This window comes from Hymenobacter algoricola, from assembly GCF_039539525.1.
Taxonomy (GTDB): Bacteria; Bacteroidota; Bacteroidia; order Cytophagales; family Hymenobacteraceae; genus Hymenobacter; species Hymenobacter algoricola.
This window is the reverse complement of the sequence record NZ_BAABDH010000114.1, coordinates 94,271-115,022: the sequence shown is the minus strand read 5'-3', so window position 1 is coordinate 115,022 and position 20,752 is coordinate 94,271. Positions and strand designations below refer to the sequence as shown.

General features: G+C 56.9%; 17 protein-coding genes. 5 read left to right on the top strand and 12 right to left on the bottom strand.

What is annotated here, in order from left to right; all coding sequences use genetic code 11:
• Nucleotides 1-3 precede the first annotated feature (3 nt).
• Nucleotides 4-621 (bottom strand): MarC family protein, encoded by a 618-nt coding sequence (locus ABD842_RS21015; RefSeq protein WP_345118010.1) that lies wholly within the window; start codon nt 619-621, stop codon nt 4-6.
• Nucleotides 622-778: 157 nt separating this feature from the next.
• Between ABD842_RS21015 and purE the strand changes: the two genes are divergently transcribed.
• Nucleotides 779-1,333, top strand: a complete 555-nt coding sequence (gene purE / locus ABD842_RS21010; protein WP_345118009.1) for a 5-(carboxyamino)imidazole ribonucleotide mutase — start codon at nt 779-781, stop codon at nt 1,331-1,333.
• 155 nt (nt 1,334-1,488) lie between these two features.
• The gene (locus tag ABD842_RS21005; protein WP_345118008.1) at nt 1,489-2,655 is read left to right on the top strand and encodes an endonuclease/exonuclease/phosphatase family protein; all 1,167 of its coding nucleotides are present in this window, start codon (nt 1,489-1,491) and stop codon (nt 2,653-2,655) included.
• A 71-nt stretch (nt 2,656-2,726) separates the two neighbouring features.
• Here the strand turns inward: ABD842_RS21005 and dnaK are convergent, their stop codons facing one another.
• Nucleotides 2,727-4,670: a molecular chaperone DnaK gene (gene dnaK, locus ABD842_RS21000; protein WP_345118007.1), complete on the bottom strand. Its 1,944-nt coding sequence runs from the start codon at nt 4,668-4,670 to the stop codon at nt 2,727-2,729.
• Between the two features lie 843 nt (nt 4,671-5,513).
• Here dnaK and ABD842_RS20995 point away from each other — a divergent pair.
• The 3 genes from ABD842_RS20995 (at nt 5,514) to ABD842_RS20985 (ending at nt 8,342) form a co-directional block, all read left to right on the top strand.
• A complete protein-coding gene (locus tag ABD842_RS20995; RefSeq protein WP_345118006.1) occupies nt 5,514-5,912 on the top strand; it encodes a hypothetical protein in 399 nt (132 codons plus the stop codon).
• Between the two features lie 355 nt (nt 5,913-6,267).
• Nucleotides 6,268-7,965 (top strand): histidine kinase, encoded by a 1,698-nt coding sequence (locus ABD842_RS20990; protein ID WP_345118005.1) that lies wholly within the window; start codon nt 6,268-6,270, stop codon nt 7,963-7,965.
• Nucleotides 7,962-8,342, top strand: coding sequence for a hypothetical protein (locus ABD842_RS20985; RefSeq protein WP_345118004.1), 381 nt, complete (start codon nt 7,962-7,964; stop codon nt 8,340-8,342). The genes ABD842_RS20990 and ABD842_RS20985 overlap by 4 nt, the downstream gene beginning before the upstream one ends.
• 343 nt (nt 8,343-8,685) lie before the next feature.
• Here ABD842_RS20985 and preA read toward each other — a convergent pair whose 3' ends face one another.
• The 10 genes from preA to ABD842_RS20935 form a co-directional block, all read right to left on the bottom strand.
• Entirely contained in the window at nt 8,686-10,065 is a 1,380-nt protein-coding gene (preA, locus tag ABD842_RS20980) for an NAD-dependent dihydropyrimidine dehydrogenase subunit PreA (protein WP_345118003.1), read from the bottom strand.
• 297 nt (nt 10,066-10,362) lie between these two features.
• On the bottom strand, nt 10,363-11,691 hold the full coding sequence (locus ABD842_RS20975) for an FAD-dependent oxidoreductase (protein WP_345118002.1): 1,329 nt from the start codon (nt 11,689-11,691) through the stop codon (nt 10,363-10,365).
• Nucleotides 11,692-11,776: 85 nt separating this feature from the next.
• Nucleotides 11,777-12,643, bottom strand: coding sequence for a nitrilase-related carbon-nitrogen hydrolase (locus ABD842_RS20970; RefSeq protein ID WP_345118001.1), 867 nt, complete (start codon nt 12,641-12,643; stop codon nt 11,777-11,779).
• A 236-nt stretch (nt 12,644-12,879) separates the two neighbouring features.
• Entirely contained in the window at nt 12,880-14,256 is a 1,377-nt protein-coding gene (gene hydA, locus ABD842_RS20965) for a dihydropyrimidinase (protein ID WP_345118000.1), read from the bottom strand.
• A gap of 337 nt (nt 14,257-14,593) precedes the next feature.
• Nucleotides 14,594-15,946, bottom strand: coding sequence for an aminotransferase class III-fold pyridoxal phosphate-dependent enzyme (locus ABD842_RS20960; protein ID WP_345117999.1), 1,353 nt, complete (start codon nt 15,944-15,946; stop codon nt 14,594-14,596).
• A 70-nt stretch (nt 15,947-16,016) separates the two neighbouring features.
• The gene (locus ABD842_RS20955) at nt 16,017-16,304 is read right to left on the bottom strand and encodes a GIY-YIG nuclease family protein (RefSeq protein WP_345117998.1); all 288 of its coding nucleotides are present in this window, start codon (nt 16,302-16,304) and stop codon (nt 16,017-16,019) included.
• A 129-nt stretch (nt 16,305-16,433) separates the two neighbouring features.
• Complete coding sequence (locus ABD842_RS20950; RefSeq protein ID WP_345117997.1) at nt 16,434-17,906, bottom strand: CoA-acylating methylmalonate-semialdehyde dehydrogenase; 1,473 nt, start codon at nt 17,904-17,906, stop codon at nt 16,434-16,436.
• A 409-nt stretch (nt 17,907-18,315) separates the two neighbouring features.
• On the bottom strand, nt 18,316-19,011 hold the full coding sequence (locus tag ABD842_RS20945; protein ID WP_345117996.1) for an alpha/beta hydrolase: 696 nt from the start codon (nt 19,009-19,011) through the stop codon (nt 18,316-18,318).
• A 251-nt stretch (nt 19,012-19,262) separates the two neighbouring features.
• Nucleotides 19,263-20,183 carry a pseudouridine synthase gene (locus ABD842_RS20940; protein WP_345117995.1) on the bottom strand — a complete coding sequence of 307 codons (921 nt, stop codon included), beginning with the start codon at nt 20,181-20,183 and terminating at the stop codon, nt 19,263-19,265.
• 98 nt (nt 20,184-20,281) lie between these two features.
• A complete protein-coding gene (locus ABD842_RS20935; RefSeq protein ID WP_345117994.1) occupies nt 20,282-20,668 on the bottom strand; it encodes a hypothetical protein in 387 nt (128 codons plus the stop codon).
• Nucleotides 20,669-20,752 lie beyond the last annotated feature (84 nt).

The window sequence follows — 20,752 nt, the reverse complement described above, 5'->3', positions numbered from 1 at the left end:
CGGCTACTCCTGAAACAGCGCCTTGATGGCCGAAGCCATAAAGTTGACGCCGATGGCCAGGGTCAGGAAGCCCATGATGCGGGCCAGGGCCGCCATACCCGGCCGGCCCAAAAACCGCGTCAGCCGCAAAGACGACATCAGAATAATGTAGGCGGCAAAGGCCACGAGCACGAAGCCGAAGAAAATCAGGCCCATGTCGAGGTAGGTGAGCTTCTTGGTAAACAGGCCGATGCACACGGCCATCGAGCCCGGCCCCGACAGCATGGGCATGGCCAGCGGGGTGAAGGAAATATCCTCCTTGTGCATGCTTTCCTCCAGCGTGGCATCCGAGACCTTGGCGCGGTTGCCGCCCGGCGTGAGCAGATCAAAGGCCGAGCGCATCAGCAGAATGCCGCCCGCAATGCGCAGGTGGTGGATGTTGATGCCGAAGAAGTTCAGCACGTACTGCCCCGCAAAAAACGACACCGACAGGATGCCGACCATGTACAGGCAGGCCCGCAGTCCGATCTGGGCGCGGTGGCTGGGTGTGTCGTCCTCGGTCAGGGTCAGAAATACCGGCATGGCCCCGAAGGGGTTGACAACCGAAAACAGGGTGGTGAAAGTGGCGAGGAGAATTTCCATAAACCGGGAATGGAAGCGGAGGGACGGCTAAAGGTACGAGGGATTGGGAATCAGCACACCGGTTAAAATGGTATGTTTGATGGGCTAACCGTCCTCCCTGGCGTCCGTACAAGCTGCCAGGGGTCGGTAAGGCCCTTTTTTCGCTCCGTAGCACACCATGACCACCACACCGCCCCCCGCCGCCCCCGCCGGCCTCGACTCCACCGATTCGCCCCTGGTTGGCATCATCATGGGCAGCCAGTCCGATCTGAAAATTATGTCGGCCGCCGCAGAAGTTCTCCGGCAGTTCGGCGTGGCCTACGAAATAACGCTGGTGTCGCCCCACCGCACCCCACACCGGCTGGTCGAGTACGCCGAAACGGCCCGCAAGCGCGGCCTGCGCGTGATTATTGCCGGCGGGGGCGGGGCGGCCCACCTGCCGGGCATGGTCGCGGCCTTCACCATTCTGCCCGTTATCGGCGTCCCCATCAACTCGGTCACGTCCCTTCACGGGCTGGATTCGGTGCTGTCGATGCTGCAGATGCCGGCCGGGGTACCCGTGGCTACCGTGACCATCGACGGCGCCGCCAACGCCGCCGTGCTGGCCACCGAAATCCTGGCCATCAGCAACGCCCGCCTCGCCGACGTGCTGGAGCGGTACCGCACTTCGCTCAAGGATAAAGTTATGCGTACTATCGAGGAGCTGCGTAAAGGCGGCTTCAGCGACGACTAGGCTGGTATGGTAGCGTGCTGCGGGCCGGAACCGGCTCCCGGGCTGGTGCGGTAGCGTATCCAACCGGCCATCCCGCCATTCGTTAGCAGCTGTGGCCGCATCCCTTCTCCATTCCCGGCCGGTAAACCCATTGTTCACCTTAGTACAGTAAAACATTGCCTGATTTCAACTCTCTCCCTCTTTGGCTGCTGCTGCTGCACGGTTTGGTGCTGCTGCTCACGCTGGTCACGTTGGTGGCCACGCTGCTGCCGCTGCTGCGCGAAACGGCGTGGTGGATCCGGGTGTTCGACTTTCCGCGCCTGCAGGTCGTGGCCGCGGCCCTGCTCACCATTGGCGGCGGGCTGGCCCTGGGCTGGCACGAGCTGCCCGGCTACTGGGGCCTGGGCACGCTGGGGGCGCTGGCGCTGGCCGTGGGCTACCAGTTCTTCCGCATCGTGCCCTACACCCGGCTGGCCAGCAAGCAGGTCGGCGACAGTACCCGGCAGGACAAAGCGCGCCACATCAGCCTGACGATGATGAACGTGCTGCAGTTCAACAAGCAGGGCGCCAAGGCGCTGGCCGCGCTGCAGGCCGCCGATTCGGATATCATTATGGCCGTCGAAACCGACCAGTGGTGGTACGAGCAGCTTAAGCCGCTGACCGACACGCACCCCTACACCTGCCTCGAACCCCTCGACAACACCTACGGCCTGCTGTTCTTTTCCCGCCTGCCGCTGGAGGGCAGCGAGATAAAGTACCTGCTCGACGACGACGTGCCCAGCCTGCACACCCGCGTGCAGCTGCCCGACAAAACCTGGATCCGCCTGTACGGCCTGCACCCCAAGCCGCCGGCGCCGTCCGAGTCCAAGACCAGCACCAAGCGCGACGCCGAGCTGCTGCTCGTGGGCAAGGAAATCGAAGCCCGCGACGAGCCGACCATCGTGTTCGGCGACATGAACGACGTAGCCTGGTCGCACACCTCCGAGCTGTTTCGCCGCATCAGCGGCCTGATGGACCCGCGCGTCGGGCGGGGCCTGCTGCCCACCTTCCACGCCGACTACCACCTGCTGCGCTGGCCCCTGGACCACGTATTTGTCTCGGCCGACTTTAAAGTTGATGGGATGCAACGCCTGCCCTACGTGGGTTCCGACCATTTCCCGATCTACATCAAGCTCAGCTATGAGCCCCACGACAAGGCCGAGCAGGAGGAAAACTGCGAGGAGGCCGATGCCGGCGACCATGCCGAGGCCGTCGAGAAGATCCAGGAAGGCTTGCAGGAAGAAGTCGAGGAAGAAGCCTATGAAAAGGCCAACCCTGGCGAGAAGAAGACGCTGACTACGTAAGCCGGCGCCGTTGCGCACAAAAAAAGGCCGGAAGCAATGCGCTTCCGGCCTTTTTGGTTGATGAGCCAGAATTACTTCTGGCCGTCTACTTCTTCGTAGTCCACGTCGGTCACGTTGTCGTGCGCGGCGCCGGGCTGGCCGTTGCCGCCCTGGGCCTGACCGCCGTCGCCGCCGGGGTAGCCCTGGGGCTGCGGCTCGCCGCCCTGGGTGGCGTTGTACATTTCGGTCGAGGCTGCTTCCCAGGCCGCGTTGATGGCCGCCATGGCGGTGTCAATCTGGCCGAGGTCCTTGCTTTCGTGGGCCGTCTTGAGGTCGGCCAGCGCGTTTTCAACGGCCGTCTTGTTGCCGGCGCTCAGCTTGTCGCCGTACTCTTTCAGCTGCTTCTCCGTCTGGAAAATCATCGAGTCGGCGGCGTTTACCTTGCCGATCCGCTCGGTTTCGGCTTTGTCGGAATCGGCGTTGGCCGCAGCTTCGGCGCGCATCCGCTCAATGTCGGCGTCGGTGAGGCCGCTGCTGGCTTCGATGCGGATCTTCTGCTCTTTGCCGGTGCCCTTGTCCTTGGCCGAAACGTGCAGGATGCCGTTGGCGTCGATGTCGAAGGTTACTTCGATCTGCGGTACGCCGCGGGGCGCGGGCGGAATCGAGTCGAGGTGGAAGCGGCCGATGGTGCGGTTCTGCGAAGCCAGCGGACGCTCACCCTGCAGCACGTGAATCTCCACCGAAGGCTGCGAATCCGAGGCCGTGGAGAAGGTTTCCGATTTCTTGGTCGGAATGGTCGTGTTGCTCTCGATGAGCTTGGTCATCACGCCGCCCATGGTTTCGATACCCAGGCTCAGCGGGGTCACGTCGAGCAGGAGCACATCCTTCACCTCGCCGGTCAGCACGCCACCCTGAATAGCGGCGCCGATGGCTACCACTTCGTCGGGGTTCACGCCTTTCGAGGGCTTCTTGCCGAAGAACTTCTCCACTTCCTCCTGAATGCGGGGAATGCGGGTCGAGCCACCTACCAGAATCACTTCGTCGATGTCGGAAGTGCTCAAGCCAGCATCCTGAAGTGCCTTTTTGCACGGATCCATCGAGCGACGCACCAGCGAATCGGCGAGCTGCTCAAACTTGGCGCGGCTCAGCTTCACCACCAGGTGCTTGGGGCCCGAGGCCGTAGCGGTGATGTAGGGCAGGTTGATTTCGGTTTCCGTCGAGCTGGACAGCTCCACTTTGGCCTTTTCAGCGGCTTCCTTCAGACGCTGCAGCGCCATCGGGTCCTGACGCAGGTTCAGGCCTTCGTTTTCGGAGGCAAACTGCTCGGCCAGGAAGTTGATGATCACCTGGTCGAAGTCGTCGCCACCGAGGTGGGTGTCGCCGTTGGTGCTCAGTACTTCGAACACACCGTCGCCCAGCTCGAGGATGGAAATGTCGAAGGTACCACCGCCGAGGTCATACACAGCAATCTTCTGGTCCTTGTGCTTCTTGTCGAGGCCGTAGGCCAGGGCTGCCGCCGTGGGCTCGTTGATGATGCGCTTCACGTCGAGGCCGGCAATGGCGCCGGCTTCCTTGGTGGCCTGACGCTGGGCGTCGTTGAAGTAGGCGGGCACCGTAATTACGGCTTCGGTTACGGGCTGACCCAGGTAGTCTTCGGCGGTCTGCTTCATTTTCTGAAGCACCATGGCCGAAATCTCCTGGGGCGTGTACTGCCGGTCACCAATCTGCACGGCCACCGTGTTGTTGGAGCCGCTCACCAGCTTATAGGATACGTTCTTGGACTCCTCGGTCACTTCGCCGAAGCCGCGGCCCATGAAGCGCTTGATGGACTGGAGCGTATTCTGCGGGTTGGTAATGGCCTGACGCTTGGCCGGGTCACCCACTTTCCGCTCGCCTTTGCCACCGTCGAGGAAAGCCACAATCGACGGGGTCGTGCGGCGGCCTTCGCTGTTTGGAATCACCACCGGCTCGTTGCCTTCCATGACGGCTACGCACGAGTTGGTGGTGCCGAGGTCAATACCGATTATCTTTCCCATGTGAATGGTTGGGGTTTTATAGAATGTGAGATGTCAGTTCAGAGGTGCGAATCACTCGCCCCAGACCCGCTACAAGACACGTACCAGCCCCGGATCAGCCGCTTTTCCGTGACAGATTGTCATTTTGCAAGGTTCGAGCAGGTGTTTTCGCGACGGACTGACTTCTATGGGGAATCGGGGTTGGGATTGTCTGCCAGGGCGGCGGGAGTTGGTTTGGCTGTCAAAAAACACATACATTGGTGGCGTAGATAAGCTTTCTTGATGCTACAACGCTGAATAGGTTCGTTACCTAACCGAACGTCTCTAATGAATTTCATAGCTGAAACTTTGGGTAAAACAACTTTGGTATAGTAAAGCAAGTCAAATAGTTAACTTGCAACTAAACTGCCTTCGTTCTTAATCCGTAGTTCATATTCTCACTAACCTCACATACCATGGAACGTGCTTTTGATGTGCTCACTTCCAAAGAGGAAGCAATAGGTCGTATAAATCGTGTGGCAGCCAAGTGGGCTAATCATGTAGCAGACTTGAAACCAAGTGCTGAACGTCCGCAAGTAAGTAGAGAATCAACTGTTTCGCGCAGGTCAGTTAAACATCTGAGCTTCATACCAGCGCGCTAGGTAGCCTATCCTCTTTGGCAAAAAAAGAACTCCACTGTGGAGTTCTTTTTTTGCCAAAGAGGATAGGTTGGAGATTATGTCATCAGAGATAAGAATCAAATTAGATTGTATTCAATATTGGTTGTTTATTGCAGTGCAAATAATTTGTCATTTCAGTTGTATGATCCGATCATACTGATATGAGAGATTAGTATATATGCAATTTTTTATATAAAAAAAGAATATGGAGAATCACTCACAAGCAAATGTAAATGATATTGACAACCTTATTGAACAAGAATACAAATCACTTAAGGTATGCGAGCTTAATAGTCAAAAAGCTTCTCATCTAAACAATATAATACAATTAAAAAATAATTGCACCATTAAAAGTAGAAGTAATATATCTATTGACATAAAGCAATTTATCAAACTGTATATACTTTCAGCAGAAGAACGAGCGTCTGGATATGACGACATTGTGTTTTCTAAAATTGAAAATATTGTATTAGTAGCTGATATTAGATCAGAAATATCAATTTATGAATATGCTTGCAAGCTTTTAAAAGCAAGTGGACATGAAGATCAGCATGGCCAATGCTTAGAAAAACTGACAAAGCTTAAGAAAAAAATTTCTGATTAAAAACCCTACATTATCAAATTTAGTGCATTGGTTTTATATATTAACAACTCAATCCAAAATATCAATTTTAATATCATTGTTTTTTTGTATCGCAATATTTACAATTGTTCTACTACCAGCTACAGATAAATCATTTGTTTTTATTGAATATAAATGTGCTAATTATACAAAGTATTTTGCTTTAAATAGAATAATGAATACATTTGCAGTTATGATAGGGTTAGATGATGAAGTTAAAATAAGGCCATTAAATATTGCGGGTTTTTTCACATGTTTTCTCGGAAAAATATTCTTTTTATTAATAATAGGAAATATACTTTTAAAACAGCTTCTTTCAAAAATAAACGTCGATTAAATGAACATACAACCAATAGAAAGAATTTCAAGAGCAGTCGTTTCAACAGTTTATAGGGGCTTATTACTTCTTGTAGGTGCCGCAATAATAATAATCGAAGTAAATATTTTCAAGCCCTATGTATATGTTGCTGTAGCATTATGTTATACAGCAACTTGGCTTTTATTTAGGATAAAAAAACCCAGCGCTTCATTAGCAAGACTATTTGCCGACTATGGTTTTATTATATTTTTTCTTTATGGCAAAGAAATAAATACTTTCGTTAATGCTTGTTTTATAATAATCCCAATTGTAAACAGCGTAAACCACACATCTGAGAGCAAAAACTATGTAAGTATAATTTGGCTTTATGCAGTATGCTTCGTGTCAATGTTTGTTGTAACTGGCTTTCAAGTGAAGCTGTCATGGCTTTTAATGTTTTTCGTTTTTGCAACTATAAGCGGTCTTACAAAATTAAGAGAGTGGGTGGCTAGGCTAGACCAAGCTACACTTCGTTCTGTAGTTCAGTATTATACGGAAAACATAAAACTAGGCGGCTCCCATATGCTCTTAAAAAGTATGATAAAAAACTGGGAAGAGAACAAAGTGCTTACTACCGTATGCGGAAAACCCGTAAGTATAGTCGCGTTTAGGAATGTCAATAACAGGTTTAGATTGATAACAGGAGCTGCGTTTGTTAGTAACTTTTCATTCATTGATGAAGCCAAGCTCGCTGAAAGTTTGAATCAAAAGGGAATAGTATCGCTTGGCGGTGTATCAATAAATAATAATGATTTAGCTCAGAATATTTGTATACAAATTAAAGGGCATAAAGAAATGTATATGTTTTATATAGAATTAAGTAAGCCAGTAAATCTTGAAAATACGTTCGACGCATATGCAGTTTCAGCGATGCAAAAATCATTGATCTATGCTGTAAAAATTTTGGATATAGAAGGTCAATTAATGCATGACAGGAATCAATTAATAAGAAAATTAAAGGATAAACTTGATTTCACAGAAAAAACAATAAATGTGGTCCATTTTATAAATAATAGATTGTCTCCTTTGACTAATTATTTTGAAATGATGGAACTGTATAAATATGAAAAAAAGAAGGAAGATAGTCAGTCCTATTTGCCTGATTTAAAAAAAATAATTAATAAAGAAGCAAGTCGTGCTAAAGATAATTTGCGTCAGATAAATGAGCGTGCTAGATCATTGTTATACAAATCAGTCGAATCAAGAAATGATCTTACTATAGAATCTATTAAATATAAAAATATACTCCGAACAGTAAGAGATATATGGGGAGAGCATAACTTGCAAAGTGATAAGTTTAAAATAGAATGGCAAGAAGATTTGCTGGATTCTTCTATAAATATAGATATAGATGATTTTTGGTTAGTTGTCGAAGAAATAATAACTAACATGAGCAAACATGGTAAGGGTAATTTCTTTGCAACCACTGGCATTGATTCACGTCCATTTTTAGTATTTGCAAATCAGATAGCCACGAACAGCCATATATCGCAAAACAAGAAAATAAAAGGCATAATTGATCAATTCAATAATGATGAAGTGAATGAAATAATGAAAAAAAATAGTAATGGTTTGTACATGATTAAAACATATTTAAACAAGGTAAATATTAATAGTAAAATCGTAACTAAGGATAATTTTTTTTACTTCATAATAACTTTTCCAACGATCCTATGAACATCGTAGTTTTTGAAAATGAATATTCAAATATATGTGCTTCTTTCCAGGCAGTTAATTTAATTTATTTTAAAAATAAATTTAAAATAACTGACTATGCGTCTTCGCAAACATGCCCAGATTTAAACAATATCACAAAAGATAGTTGTATTTTTGTTGATATTGACTTGTCATCAAAAAGTAACATGGATGGATTTGAACTAATAGAAGAGCTTTTGCGCATAGGATTTCCTAGAAAAAATATAGTCATTCTGACGGGACATGTACATATCGCAGATAAAGCTATGGAGAGAGGATTAGGTGATTTGCCAATAGTAACTAAACCAATAGATTTCAATTCATTGCGTGCATCACTTGAACCGTTTAAATCGCAATAGGTAATACTAGTCTAGTAATGAAACCAGCCAGCATTGCTGGAAGATTTCGCCTTCGTACGCACCTTTTTCATCGAGAAAGAAGATTGGGTGTTACTGCACCCGCTTCTTGAAACCCCGACTGCTCCAACAGCCGGGGTTTCGCTTTTTACAAGCTACCGTGTTGGCGGGGTGGTTACCGTACGCTTGGTTCAAAGATAAGCCGCCGGAAAGTATTGCAATTCAAGTTTTGAATAGTTGATAAAGCGGCTTCCTGAGGCACGAGCAGACTTCTAAAACGCCAAACGGCCCCCAAATCCAGCTGGATTCGGGGGCCGTTGTGCTGACAGCGCAAAAGGGCAGAACGCTACTCCGTTACCGTCACTTTCTCAAACTGGCGGGCTTTGCCGGGCAGGGTTTTGTGCTTCTCCTTGCCCAGGGCCGCGGACGGCTCGGGCACCCAGTGGTGGCGGCCGCCGGCCCGCTCATCGTTGAAGGTGACAGGGATGTTGTCGGCTTCGGTACGCTCCTTCCAGGTGAGGTGGGCCGTGCCGTCGTCGGTGCGGTCCATGGTGATGCAGTCTTCCACGGGGCAGACCAGGGAGCACAGGTTGCAGCCCACGCAGTTGGCCTCGATGATTTCGGGGACGCGGGTGCCGGCGTTGAGCCGGATGGCCTGGTGGGCGCCGTCCTCGCAGGCGGTGTAGCAGAGCTGGCAGCCGATGCACTTTTCCTCGTGGATGTTGGCCGTCACCTTGTACTTCATGTTCAGCTCTTCCCAGGGCAGCACGTTGGGCAGGGCCTTACCCACGAAGTCGTAGATGGTGTGGAAGCCCTTGTCGGTCATGTACTGCTCCAGGCCGCTGGTCATCTCGCGGATGATGCCGAAGCCGTAGTGCATGGCCGCGGTGCAGACCTGCACCGAGGAGGCCCCGAGCAGGATGTGCTCCACGGCGTCGCGCCAGGTTTCGATGCCGCCGATGCCGGAGATGGGCAGGCGCACGTCGGGGTGCTGGGCGCAGTTCTTGAGCATGTTCAGGGCAATGGGCTTCACGGCCGGGCCGCAGTAGCCGCCGTTGGAGCCCTTGCCGTCCACGATGGGGTAGGGGGCAAACAGGTCCAGGTCCACGCCCACGATGCTCTGGATGGTGTTGATGAGCGAAATGGCGTCGGCCCCGCCGCGGCGGGCGGCCATGGCGGGCTCGGTGATGTCACTGATGTTGGGCGTGAGCTTGACGATAACCGGGATTTTGGCCACTTCCATCACCCACTCCACGATGGTCTGGAGCACGGCGGGCTCCTGGCCCACGGCCGAGCCCATGCCCCGCTCGCACATGCCGTGGGGGCAGCCGAAGTTCAGCTCGATGCCGTCGGCGCCGGCTTCCTGGCTCTGGCGCACGATGTCGTGCCACTCCTGCCGGCTCTGCACCATGAGGGAGGCAATGACGGCGTGATTCGGGAAGCGCTTCTTGACTTCCTCAATCTCGCGCAGGTTGTCGGCCAGGGGGCGGTCCGAAATCAGCTCGATGTTGTTGAAGCCCATCATGCGCTTGTCGCGGTAATTCACGCTGCCGTAGCGGCTCGACACGTTCACGACGGGCACGCCCAGCGTTTTCCACACCGCGCCGCCCCAGCCCGCGTCGAAGGCTTTCATCACCTGGTAGCCGGAGTTGGTCGGCGGCGCCGACGCCAGCCAGAAAGGGTTCGGGGACTTGATGCCGGCAAAATTTATGGAGAGGTCGGGCATGAGTTAGGGGTTAATAAAGGCGGTCATTCCGAGTGGAGCGCAGCGGAGTCGAGGAATCTCGCGAGGCGTCGTTGGAGTGCTATTGTCATGCTTGATCTGGTGTCCGCTTGCCGAAGCATCTTGCGTGCAGTGCTTACCAACTGGCAATGCAACGAAGCGGTAGATCTGCTTCGGCTGCGCGGACGCCAGATTGGGCATGCCAGTTACTTTGGCAATGTCAGCACGCGAGATTCCTCGGCTTCGCTCGGAATGACGTTCTAGTTGCTCGGAATGACGTTCTTTTTTTGGCTGAATGGACTACTTGCGGGAAAGGTATTCGTGGATGCCGCGGGCGGTGGCTTTGGCTTCGGCGGCGGCGTTGACGACTTCCGCGCCGCCGTTGCGGGCGTCGCCGGAGGTGAAGTACTGCGGGTTGGTGGTCTGGCCCGTGCGCTCATCGGCGATGATGCGCCCTTTGCCGTCAGTTTTCAGGCCCGGAATCAAGCTCAGAAACTGGGTCTGCTTGGCCTGGCCGGTGGCTTTAATCACCATGTCGCAGGGCTCGATGAACTCGGAGCCGGGCACGGTCTGCACCTGGCCCTCGTGCAGGGCCGTGCGGATAAACCGGACGCCTTCGACCTTGCCGTTGCCCATGATTTCGACCGGGGCCACGTGGAACAGGCCTTGCACGCCCACACCTTTCGCGAGGTCGTACTCAAACTCGTAGGCGCCCATATCCTCCTTGCCGCGGCGGTAAGCCAGAATCACCGAGTCGGCACCCATGCGGGACGATTCCGAGGCGGCGTCCATGGCCGTGTTGCCGCCGCCGAGCACGATGACCTTGCGGCCCACGGCGGTGCTGTGGTGGTTCAGGCGCAGCTGCTCGATGAATTCCACCGCGCCGATGCAGTTTTCGCGCTCCTCGCCGGGCAGGCTCAAAGCGTTGGTTTTGCCCAGGCCGATGCCCAGGAAAATGGCGTCGTAGTCGTTTTCCAGCTTCTGCAATTCCTCGCGGGAGCTGATGGGCGCATTATACTTAACTGAATAGCCGAACTGCTTTTGCAGGTAGGCCATTTCGGCCAGCACTTCCTCGTTGGTGATTTTGTAGGGCGCCACGCCGTACACCGTCAGGCCCGAAGGCTGAGCTTTGGCTTCGAACACGTCCACCTCATAGCCCAGGGCGCGCAGCTCGCAGGCGCAGCTGATGCCGGCCGGCCCGGCGCCGATGATGGCGACTTTGCAGCCGTTGGGGATGCCGGGGGTGAAGAGCGGCTTTTCCTCCTCAATGGCCTTGCGGGTGGCAAAGCTTTGCAGGCGGCCGATTTCGATGGGCTTCACGTCCTGCAGGTTGTACACGCAGGCACCCTCGCAGAGCACTTCCGTGGGGCACACCTTGCCGCAGGCGTTGCCGAAGTAGTTGGCCTCGTAGATGGTGCGGGCAGCGCCCGTGTCGTTGCCGGTGTTGATCTGGCGGATGAACTGGGGAATGTCGATGCCCGTGGGGCAGGCCTGGATGCAGGGCGCATCGAAGCAGAACAGGCAGCGCGAGCTTTCGAACAACGCCTCGGAGCTGTTCATCCGGGGCTTGATCTGGGCAAAATTCGCGTGGAATTCCTGCTCGGAAGTAGGAGGAGAGTATTCAGCCATACGATGGGAATTTTCGGAAAGGGAAAACCAATCAGAACGTCATTCCGAGCGAAGCCGAGGAATGACGTTCTGGTTATGATGTTGTCTACAGCTCCACCAGCTTCTCGTACGTCTCGGGGCGACGGTCGCGGAAGAACTGCCAGGTGTTGCGCACTTCCTCAATCATGTCGAGGTCGAATTCGGCTACCAGCAGCTCGTCGTTATCCTCGCTGGCCTGGGCCAGGATCTGGCCGCGCGGGTCCACGAAGTAGCTCGTGCCGTAGAATTTGCCCAGGTTCCAGGGCTTCTCGGTGCCGACGCGGTTGATGCAGCCCATGAAGTAGCCGTTGGCCGCCGCGTGGGCCGGCTGCTCCAGCTTCCACAGGTACTGCGAGAGGCCCGCTACGGTAGCGGAAGGATTGTACACGATTTCCGCGCCGTTCAGGCCCAGCACCCGGGCGCCGTCGGGGAAGTGCCGGTCGTAGCAGATGTAGACGCCTACTTTGGCGTACTTGGTCTGGAACACGGGGTAGCCCATATTGCCGGGCTTGAAGAAGAACTTCTCCCAGAAGCCGGAGGTGTGGGGAATGTGGTTCTTGCGGTACTTGCCCAGGTAGGTGCCGTCGGCGTCAATCACGGCTGCGGTGTTGTACAGAAAGCCCGCCGACTCCCGCTCATAGATGGGCACAATCATCACCATGTTATACTTCCTGGCGTACTCGGCCATGCGGTCCGTGGTCGGGCCGGGCACCGATTCGGCGGAGGCGTACCAGGCCTTATCCTGGCCGGGGCAGAAGTAGGGCGTATTGAAGATTTCCTGCAGGCACAGAATCTGCACGCCCTGGCGGCCGGCTTCTTCGATGAGCGGAATGTGCTTCTGCACCATGGCTTCCATGATTTCGGCAATCGTGCCTTCGCCTTCCGTCATCGGCAAACTCATCTGGATCAGGCCGGATTTGATAATTCTGGGCATTGGGGTAGAGAGGAAAAGGGTTGGGGGGAATGAGTTTGAAATCGATTTCAACAGAACGGTCATGCCGAGCGAAGCCGAGGCATCTCGCGTGGCGTCGTTGCCAGAGTATTGTCATGCTTGATCTGGCGTCCGCTTGCCGAAGCATCTCTACCGCTTCGTTTGAATGGTATTGCAACGACAGCACGCGAGATGCTTCGACAAGCTCAGCATGACGTTCTTTTGGTTGTTCTAGTCGGCTAAAAAGCCGTAACGCCGCGCCTGATGAACTGCCCGTAGCCGCGGCCAACTTTGGTTTCGCCGGCGTCCACGGCTACCTGCCCGCGGAGCAGCACGGTGTCTATTTTGCCGGTCAGCTCCCAGCCCTCGTAGGCCGAGTAGTCGACGTTCATGTGGTGCGTTTCAGCCGAAATCGTGTGCTTTTTGGTGGGGTCAATGATGACTAAATCCGCGTCGGCGCCAATGCTGATGGTGCCTTTGCGCGGAAACATGCCGAAGATCTTGGCCGCGTTGGTGCTGGTCACCTCCACGAACCTTTGCAGGCTGATGCGCCCCTTGCTCACGCCTTCCGAAAACAGCAGCTCCATGCGGTGCTCGATGGCGGGGTGGCCGTTGGGAATCTTGGAAAAGTCGTCCTTGCCCATGCGCTTCTGCGCCAGCATAAATGGGCAGTGGTCGGTACCCACCACCTGTACCAGGCCCTGGTTGATGCCCGCCCAGAGCGTTTCCTGGTCCTTTTTCTGCCGCAGCGGCGGCGACATGACGTACTTGGCCCCGTTGGCCTCGTCGTTATATAAGGAAGCATCGAGCACCAGGTACTGAATGCAGGTTTCCACGAACACGCGCTGGTTCCGCTCCGTAGCCCGGCGTACCTGGTTGAGCGCGCCCTCGCAGGTCAGGTGCACGATGTAGGCGTTGACGCCGGTGTAGTTGGCAATGTCGGCGAAGCGGCCCGAGGCTTCCGACTCGGTGACTTCGGGCTGGCTGAGGTAGTGGTAGAGCGGCGAGAGTTTGCCCTGGGCGCGGTGCTGGGCAATGAGCGTGTCAATCATGTCGCCGTTGGTGGCGTGAGCCGTGACCAGCGCGCCGTACTTTTTCACTTCCTGCATCAGCCCCACCATCTGCGCGTCGTCAATCATGAGCGCGCCCTTGTAGGCCATGAAGGTTTTGAAGGACGTGATGCCCTCGGCCACCATGTCCTTGATTTCCTCCTTGGTGCCGGGGTTGAAGTCCGTCACGGCCATGTGGAACGAGTAGTCGCCGACGGCGGTGCCGGTGGCACGGCCCTGCCATTCGGTGAGGGCCTCGCGCAGGCTGTGGCCCTGCTTCTGCAGCACAAAGTCGATGACGGTGGTCGTGCCGCCGTGCAGGGCGGCGCGGGTGCCGGTTTCGTGGGTGTCGGAGCTGAAGGTGCCCATAAACGGCATGTCCAGGTGCACGTGCGGGTCGATGCCGCCGGGCACGATAATCCGGCCGGTGCAGTCGATGGTCTGGTCGGCCGGCACGGGCAGGTTGCGGCCCAGCGCAACGATGACTTCGCCCTCAATCAGCACGTCGCACACGCTGTCGGAGTCGGCCGTGACTACGCGGCCATTTTTAAGCAGTAGAGATGCCATCAAAAACTGGATAGTGAGGGAGTTATAGCCTGAAAAAGTAGCGTTTTCCGCCACCGAAAGCAAGCTGCCAAACCTGAAATCGAGCAACAGTAAGGGCTAAGCCGGTATGAATCTGACTTGACAGGAAGCTTCGAAAAGGGCTGCGTTTTACTGTGCCAATCTGAACGTCATTCCGAGCGAAGCCGAGGAATCTCGCGTGCTGACTTCCGCATGGTAATCCAACGAAGCGGTAGAGATGCTTCGCGGGGCTCAGCATGACAATACCATTGCACGCGAGATTCCTCGGTTTCTGCTTCATGCGCAGAATGCTCGGAATGACGTTCTGTTATTGCTTGGCCTAGTGCACGTACTCGTCGGCGACGCTGAGGGCCTGGGAGATAATGTCCAGACCTTCATCCAGCTCTTCCCGGGTGATATTCAACGGCGGGGCAATGAAGATGTAGTTCCAGCGCACGAAGGTGTACATACCCAGCTCCTTGATCTTGGCCATCACCTTGTTCATGACGTCCATCTGGCTGGGGGCCGCGTTCCAGGGCGCCATCGGCTCCTTGGTCTGGCGGTTTTTTACCAGCTCGATGCAGCCGAACAGGCCCGTGTTGCGCCAGTCGCCGATGCTGGGGTGGCGGGCCATCAGCTCGCACATCCGCTCGTCGAGGTGCCTGCCCATCCGCACGGTGTTTTCGAGCAGGCCGTCTTCCTCGTAGATGTCGAGCACGGCCACGGCGGCGGCGCACGATACCGGGTGGGCCGAGTAGGTGAGGCCCAGCGGCAGGGGCTTGTCGTCGAAGTGGTGGGCAATGGTGTCGTCGACCATCACTGCGCCCAGGGGCAGGTAGCCGGCGGTGATGCCCTTGGCCATGCACATGATGTCGACTTTCACGCCGTGGTGGTCGGAGCCGAACCACTTGCCGGTGCGCCCGAAACCGCTCATTACTTCATCAGCAATAAGCAGGATGCCGTGCTTGTCGCAGATTTCACGCACCCGCTGCCAGTAGCCGGGCGGATACTTGATGCAGCCCGAGGTGCCCGACTCGCCTTCGAGCACAATGGCCGCCACGCTGCCCGGATTCTCGTAGCCGATGATGCGCTCCATGGCGTCGGCGGCGCGCTGGGCGCACTCCTCGGGCGTGGTGCTGTGCCAGGGGCAGCGGTAGAAAAACGGGTTTTCCACGTGCACCACGTTGGGCATGGCCTGGCTGTCGACGGCAAACTTGCGCGGGTCGCCGCCCACGCTCATGGCCCCGTAGGAGGCGCCGTGAAACGACTGGTACAGGGCCACGATCTTGTGGCGGCCGGTGTACACCCGGGCCAGCTTGATGGCGTTTTCAATGGCCTCGGCCCCGCCCAAAGTGAAGAAGGCCTTGTTCAGGTTGGGCGCAGTGATTTCCGCCAGCCGCTTGCCCAGGTCGCCGCGGGCCTTGGTAATCATGCCCGGGTACACGTAGCTCAGCTCGCGCATCTGGGCCGCTACGGCCTCGGTCACGCGCTGGTCGCCGTGGCCGATGTTCACGTTCATCAGCTGGGAGCTGAAGTCGATGTAGCGCTGGCCGTCCCGGTCGTAGAGGTACACGCCCGCGGCCCGCTCGGCGCTGATCGGGTTCAGGCCCGTCTGCTTCGACCAGGAGAAGAGCGTGTGGTCGAGGTTGTCCTGGAGGATCTGGTCCTTGTCGGTTTCGGTGTAGGTTTCCATGCTTAGTGATTTTAGAAGAACGTCATGCCGAGCGAAGCCGAGGCATCTCGCGTGCTGTCGCAAGAGGGCATCATCCGCCGTTCCAGGTTTGGAGGTCTATCGGCTCCCAGGTCGGGTTCAGGGTGTTGATGAGAAATTCCTTTTTGGCGCGAGTCCAGTTCTTGGTTTGCTTTTCTCTCGCAATAGGCTGCGTGGCATTGGGGCTGATTTCAAAGTATACCAGCAGGTTACACTGGTAACGTCCCGTGAACTTTCCAGCGTCGCCCAACCCTTCGCTATGCTCGTGCAGGCGACGCTCCAAATTATTGGTAACGCCGGTGTAGAGCACGGTGTGGGCCGGATTGATTAGGATGTACACGTAGAAACTCAAGGAATTTGTACGTCATGCCGGGCGCAGCCGAGGCATCTCGCTCGTATCGTTGGACGATTTGATTACTGCTGCACGCGAGATTCCTCGGCTTCGCTCGGAATGACGTTCTATTGAGTCTTAGCTCATCCAGTTCACCCGCGACTCGGGGTTCCACTTGGTGGTGGTTTTCTTGAGCTGGGTCCAGAACTCGATGGAGCTTTTGCCGGTGATGTCGCAGGCGCCGAACTTCGAGTCGTTCCAGCCGCCGAAGGAAAACGGCTCCCGGGGCACCGGCACGCCGATATTGACGCCAATCATGCCCGCGTTGGCGTGGTCCATCACGTAGCGGGCGCTGCTGCCGCTGCTGGTAAACACGGCCGCCGCGTTGCCGTAGGGGTTGGCGTTTTCGATGGCCAGGGCCTCGTCCAGGGTGGTGGTGCGCATGATGGCCAGCACCGGCCCGAACACTTCTTCCTGGGCAATGCGCATGTCGGGCGTTACGTAGTCGATGACGGTGGCACCCACGTAGTAGCCGCCCTCGTGGTCGGCGACGGTGGTGTTGCGGCCGTCGAGCAGCACTTTGGCCCCGGCGGCTTCGGCTTCGGCAATGTGCTTTTCGATGCGCTCCTTGGCGGCCTTGCTGATCACTGAGCCCAGGTTCTGGCCCGGCACGATCTTGCGGGCTTCCTCCACGATCTTGGCCACGATGCCGTCCACGGCGCCCACGCCGACCATCGTCGAGCCGGCCATGCAGCGCTGCCCCGCGCAGCCCGACATGGAGGCGGCCACGTTGGAAGCCGTCATTTCGGGGTGGGCGTCGGGCAGCACCAGCAGGTGGTTTTTGGCCCCGCCCAACGCCACGCAGCGCTTCAGGTTACTGGTGGCGCGGATGTAGACCACTTTGGCAATGGCGGTGGAGCCCACAAACGACACGGCCTGAATGTCGGGATGGTCGCAGATGGCTTCCACGATTTCCCGGTCGCCGTGCACGATGTTGAGCACTCCGTCGGGCAGGCCGGCTTCGTGGAGCAGCTCGGCAATGCGGCCGGCGCTGAGCGGCACTATCTCCGAAGGCTTCAGAATCATCGTGTTGCCCAGCACCAGCGCGTTCGGAATGGTCCAGTGGGGCACCATGTTGGGGAAGTTGAAGGGGGCAATGCTGGCCACTACGCCCAGGGGCTTGCGCTCCACGCGGGCCTCCACGCCCTTGCTCACTTCCAGAAACTCGCCCTGAATCAGCTGGGGCAGGGAGCAGGCAAACTCGGTCAGCTCAATGGCCTTCTCCACTTCGGCGCGGGCTTCGTCGTAGGTCTTGCCGTTTTCTTCGCGCACGAGGTCGGCTAGGGCCTTCATGTCGCGCTCCAGTAAGGTTTTGTAGCGGTAAAAAATCTGTACCCGCTCCTTGATGGGCGTAGCCGACCACGTAGGGTAGGCCGCCTTGGCGGCCTGCACGGCCCGGTCCAGCTCGGCAGCACCCGACAGGGGCAGGGTGGAAATGACCTCACCCGTCAGCGGGCTTTCCACGTCCATCGTCCGGCGCGTCTGGTCGTCCTCAAACCGGCCGGCTACGTAGTTGCGAACAACAGGGTATTTTACTGTTTGGACTTCCATGTTACGTTTGTGTTAAGTTTCGCAAGTAACGGGTTTCCGCAAAACAACCCAACTCCGGCCGTTATTTTATTACATCGAAAGTGAGTGGTTACCCACCCTGGGTAAGGCGTTGAAGGTGAAAAAAATACCAAACAGCGCCACTTTTGATCAGTACTGCTGCTGGGAGAGGTTAGTATAGAAAGAACTTTTGGTTACCTGGTGCCGGAGGTGGTTATTCAGAGCCCAGGACGCCTTGGGGCAGCAGCAAATAGTGCTACTGGGACCTGGAGGCCAGCAGCAGCGAATGCAGGGCATGGACCTACTGCTAGCCACTGGTTGCACAGAGTCAAGGATGCCATGCCCGCACAAGGAAGCCGCCGGGCACCGCAAAGGGCACCCGGCGGCAGCCGGCAGGACAAGGAAAGGCTGGCTACTGCCGGCTGGCGGCGGTGCTTTGCAGAAACGACCGAATCTGGCTTTGCCAGGCAGCAGCCGCGCGGCGCCAGTACGGCTCGTGGCCAACGCCGGGGAAGTAGTACCGCTGCTTGGGGCCGCGCAGGGCCGCGAAGATGCCGTCGGCTTCCTGGCGGGTTACGCGCCGGTCAGCCAGCCCGTACATAAGCAGGGTAAGGGTACGAATTAGGCGGGCATAGCGGCGGGCATCGTGGCCGAAGGCCCAGAAGCCGTTTTGCGCCCCGCCCCAGAACACTAGCAGGTTGGCCAGCGGGAAGGCCGGCACGCCCATCGCCCGAAACCGGTTCTGGGCCGTTTCGAGCATGCTGCCGTAGGGGCACTCCACGATGGCGGCGGCGGGCCGCACGCCCAGCTCCGCTTCGGCCCGCAGAATGGCGGCGGCGCCCATGCTCACGCCGTACAGCACCACGGGTGCCGTGGGCTGCTGCCGGGTCAGAAACCGGGAAGCGGTGGCCACGTCGTCGGCTTCGCGGTAGCCCACGGTGCAGCGGTAGCCGGCCGAGTTGCCCGCCCCGCTCATGTCCACCAGCAGCACGCAATAGCCCAGGGAGCGGAAAAAGCCGGCTTCGGTGAGCAGCTTCGATTTGTCGCTGGTGTAGCCGTGAAACAGCGCGACCCGGCCTTTGGGCGCGGCCACAGCACCGTACCACATTTCCAGCCGGCCGTTGGGACCATCCAGCGCCAGCGTCTCGTACGGAAAGGCCGGTACGCCCGAGTTAGCGGGCTTAGGATTCGCAACGCCGATGAGCAGCAGGCCGAGCTTGGCGGGCAGCGTCAGCTTTTCCGGACTGGGCGTATGCGGGCCGGCTTCGGCGCTAAAGTGCGTGAAGTGCCAGGCGTGGTTGAACGCTACAAGGTTGACGAGCAGGAATAAGCCGAGCAGGATCAGCCCAACCCGCCGCTTTACCGCGGGCGCGAAGGCCGGCCGGCCCCGGATTTGCCGCCCGTGCCGCCCCCCGACTTGCCGGCCGGACCGGGTTTGCCCCCGGTAGTGGGCTTGGAGCCGGCCGGTTTGCCGCCGGCGGGGCGGCTGCCCCCGAACTTGCTGCCGGCGCCGGATTTTGACCCGGCGCTGCGGTTATTAGCATCGGGCTTGCTGAAGCCGAACTTACCCGGTCCGGTTTTGCCTCCACCCGCGGCGGGCTTGCGCGTGTCGCCGGCGGGGCGGACGCCGCCGGGCCAGAAGCCGCCGGACTTGGCCGCGCCGGGCGTGCGGGCCCCGGACTTGAAGTCGTTCGGGCCCAGCACCTGCCCGGCGGTGAGCTCCTTGAGGTCCTTGATTTCGTCGGAAGTCAGGTCGCGCCACTTGCCCGCGGGCAGGCCGGCGATGCGCAGGTCAGCAATCTGCACCCGGATCAGGCGCAGGGTGGGGAAGCCCACGGCGGCCGTCATCTTGCGCACCTGCCGGTTCATGCCCTGCGAGATGGTGATGCGCAGCCAGGTGGTCGGAATGTTGGCCCGAAACCGCACGGGCTTGCTGCGCTCGGCCACGGCCACCGGCTCGGGCAGAATTTCGGCCTCGGCGGGGGCGGTATAGCCGGTTTTGATGTCGACGCCGCGGCGCAGCTGCTCCAGCGCCTCCTCGGTCGGGATGCCTTCGACCTGCACCCAGTACGTTTTCGGAATCTTGAAGCGCGGCTCCGACAGGCGGTGCTGCAGGGGCTTGTCGTCGGTGAGCAGCACCAGCCCTTCGCTGTCGTAGTCGAGGCGGCCGACGGGGTACACGTTGGGGACATCCACGAAATCCTTGAGCGTGGCGCGGCCGTTTTCGTCGGTAAACTGGGTCAGGACTTCGTAGGGCTTATGGACGAGAACGTAGCGCATGGGCTGGGGGAAATGAGGTAACGCGAAGTTTTACTTCGCGAAATCGTTGAACGGATTAGTGGCGGCGTGGCCGGGACACGAAGTGGAACTTCGCGTTACTACTTGGCTGGCTTCACCACCAGCTGCACTACTTCCCGGTTGGGGTACACCACAAAGTCGCCGCTGTCGGGACTGATGCGGCCGGTTTTGGTTTGTTCCTGAAAGGCGTGGTGCACAAAGGTGCCGATTCTGACCGAGTCCGGCTGCTTCACGGGCCGGATCAGCGACGAAGAATCGGCCGTGCCGATGAGCGTGGCGGCGTAGGCTGCCGAGTCGCGGCGGGTGTAGGGGCGCAGCACGAAACGGCCCGCGCGGTAGTCGCGGGCCTCATCCATCCGCGCGCTGGCGTATTCCGAAACGGCCGCCTTGGCCTGCTTTTCGAGGCCCGGCTGACAGCCGGCGCAAAGGGTGAGAAGTAGGAGGGACGAGAGGGCAAAGAATTTCATGTGAATAAACGCAGAAGCCTAAGTAGCCGGCAAAGGTACGCGCTTCTACCCCGGAACAGTATGCACTTTCATAGAACGTCGTTC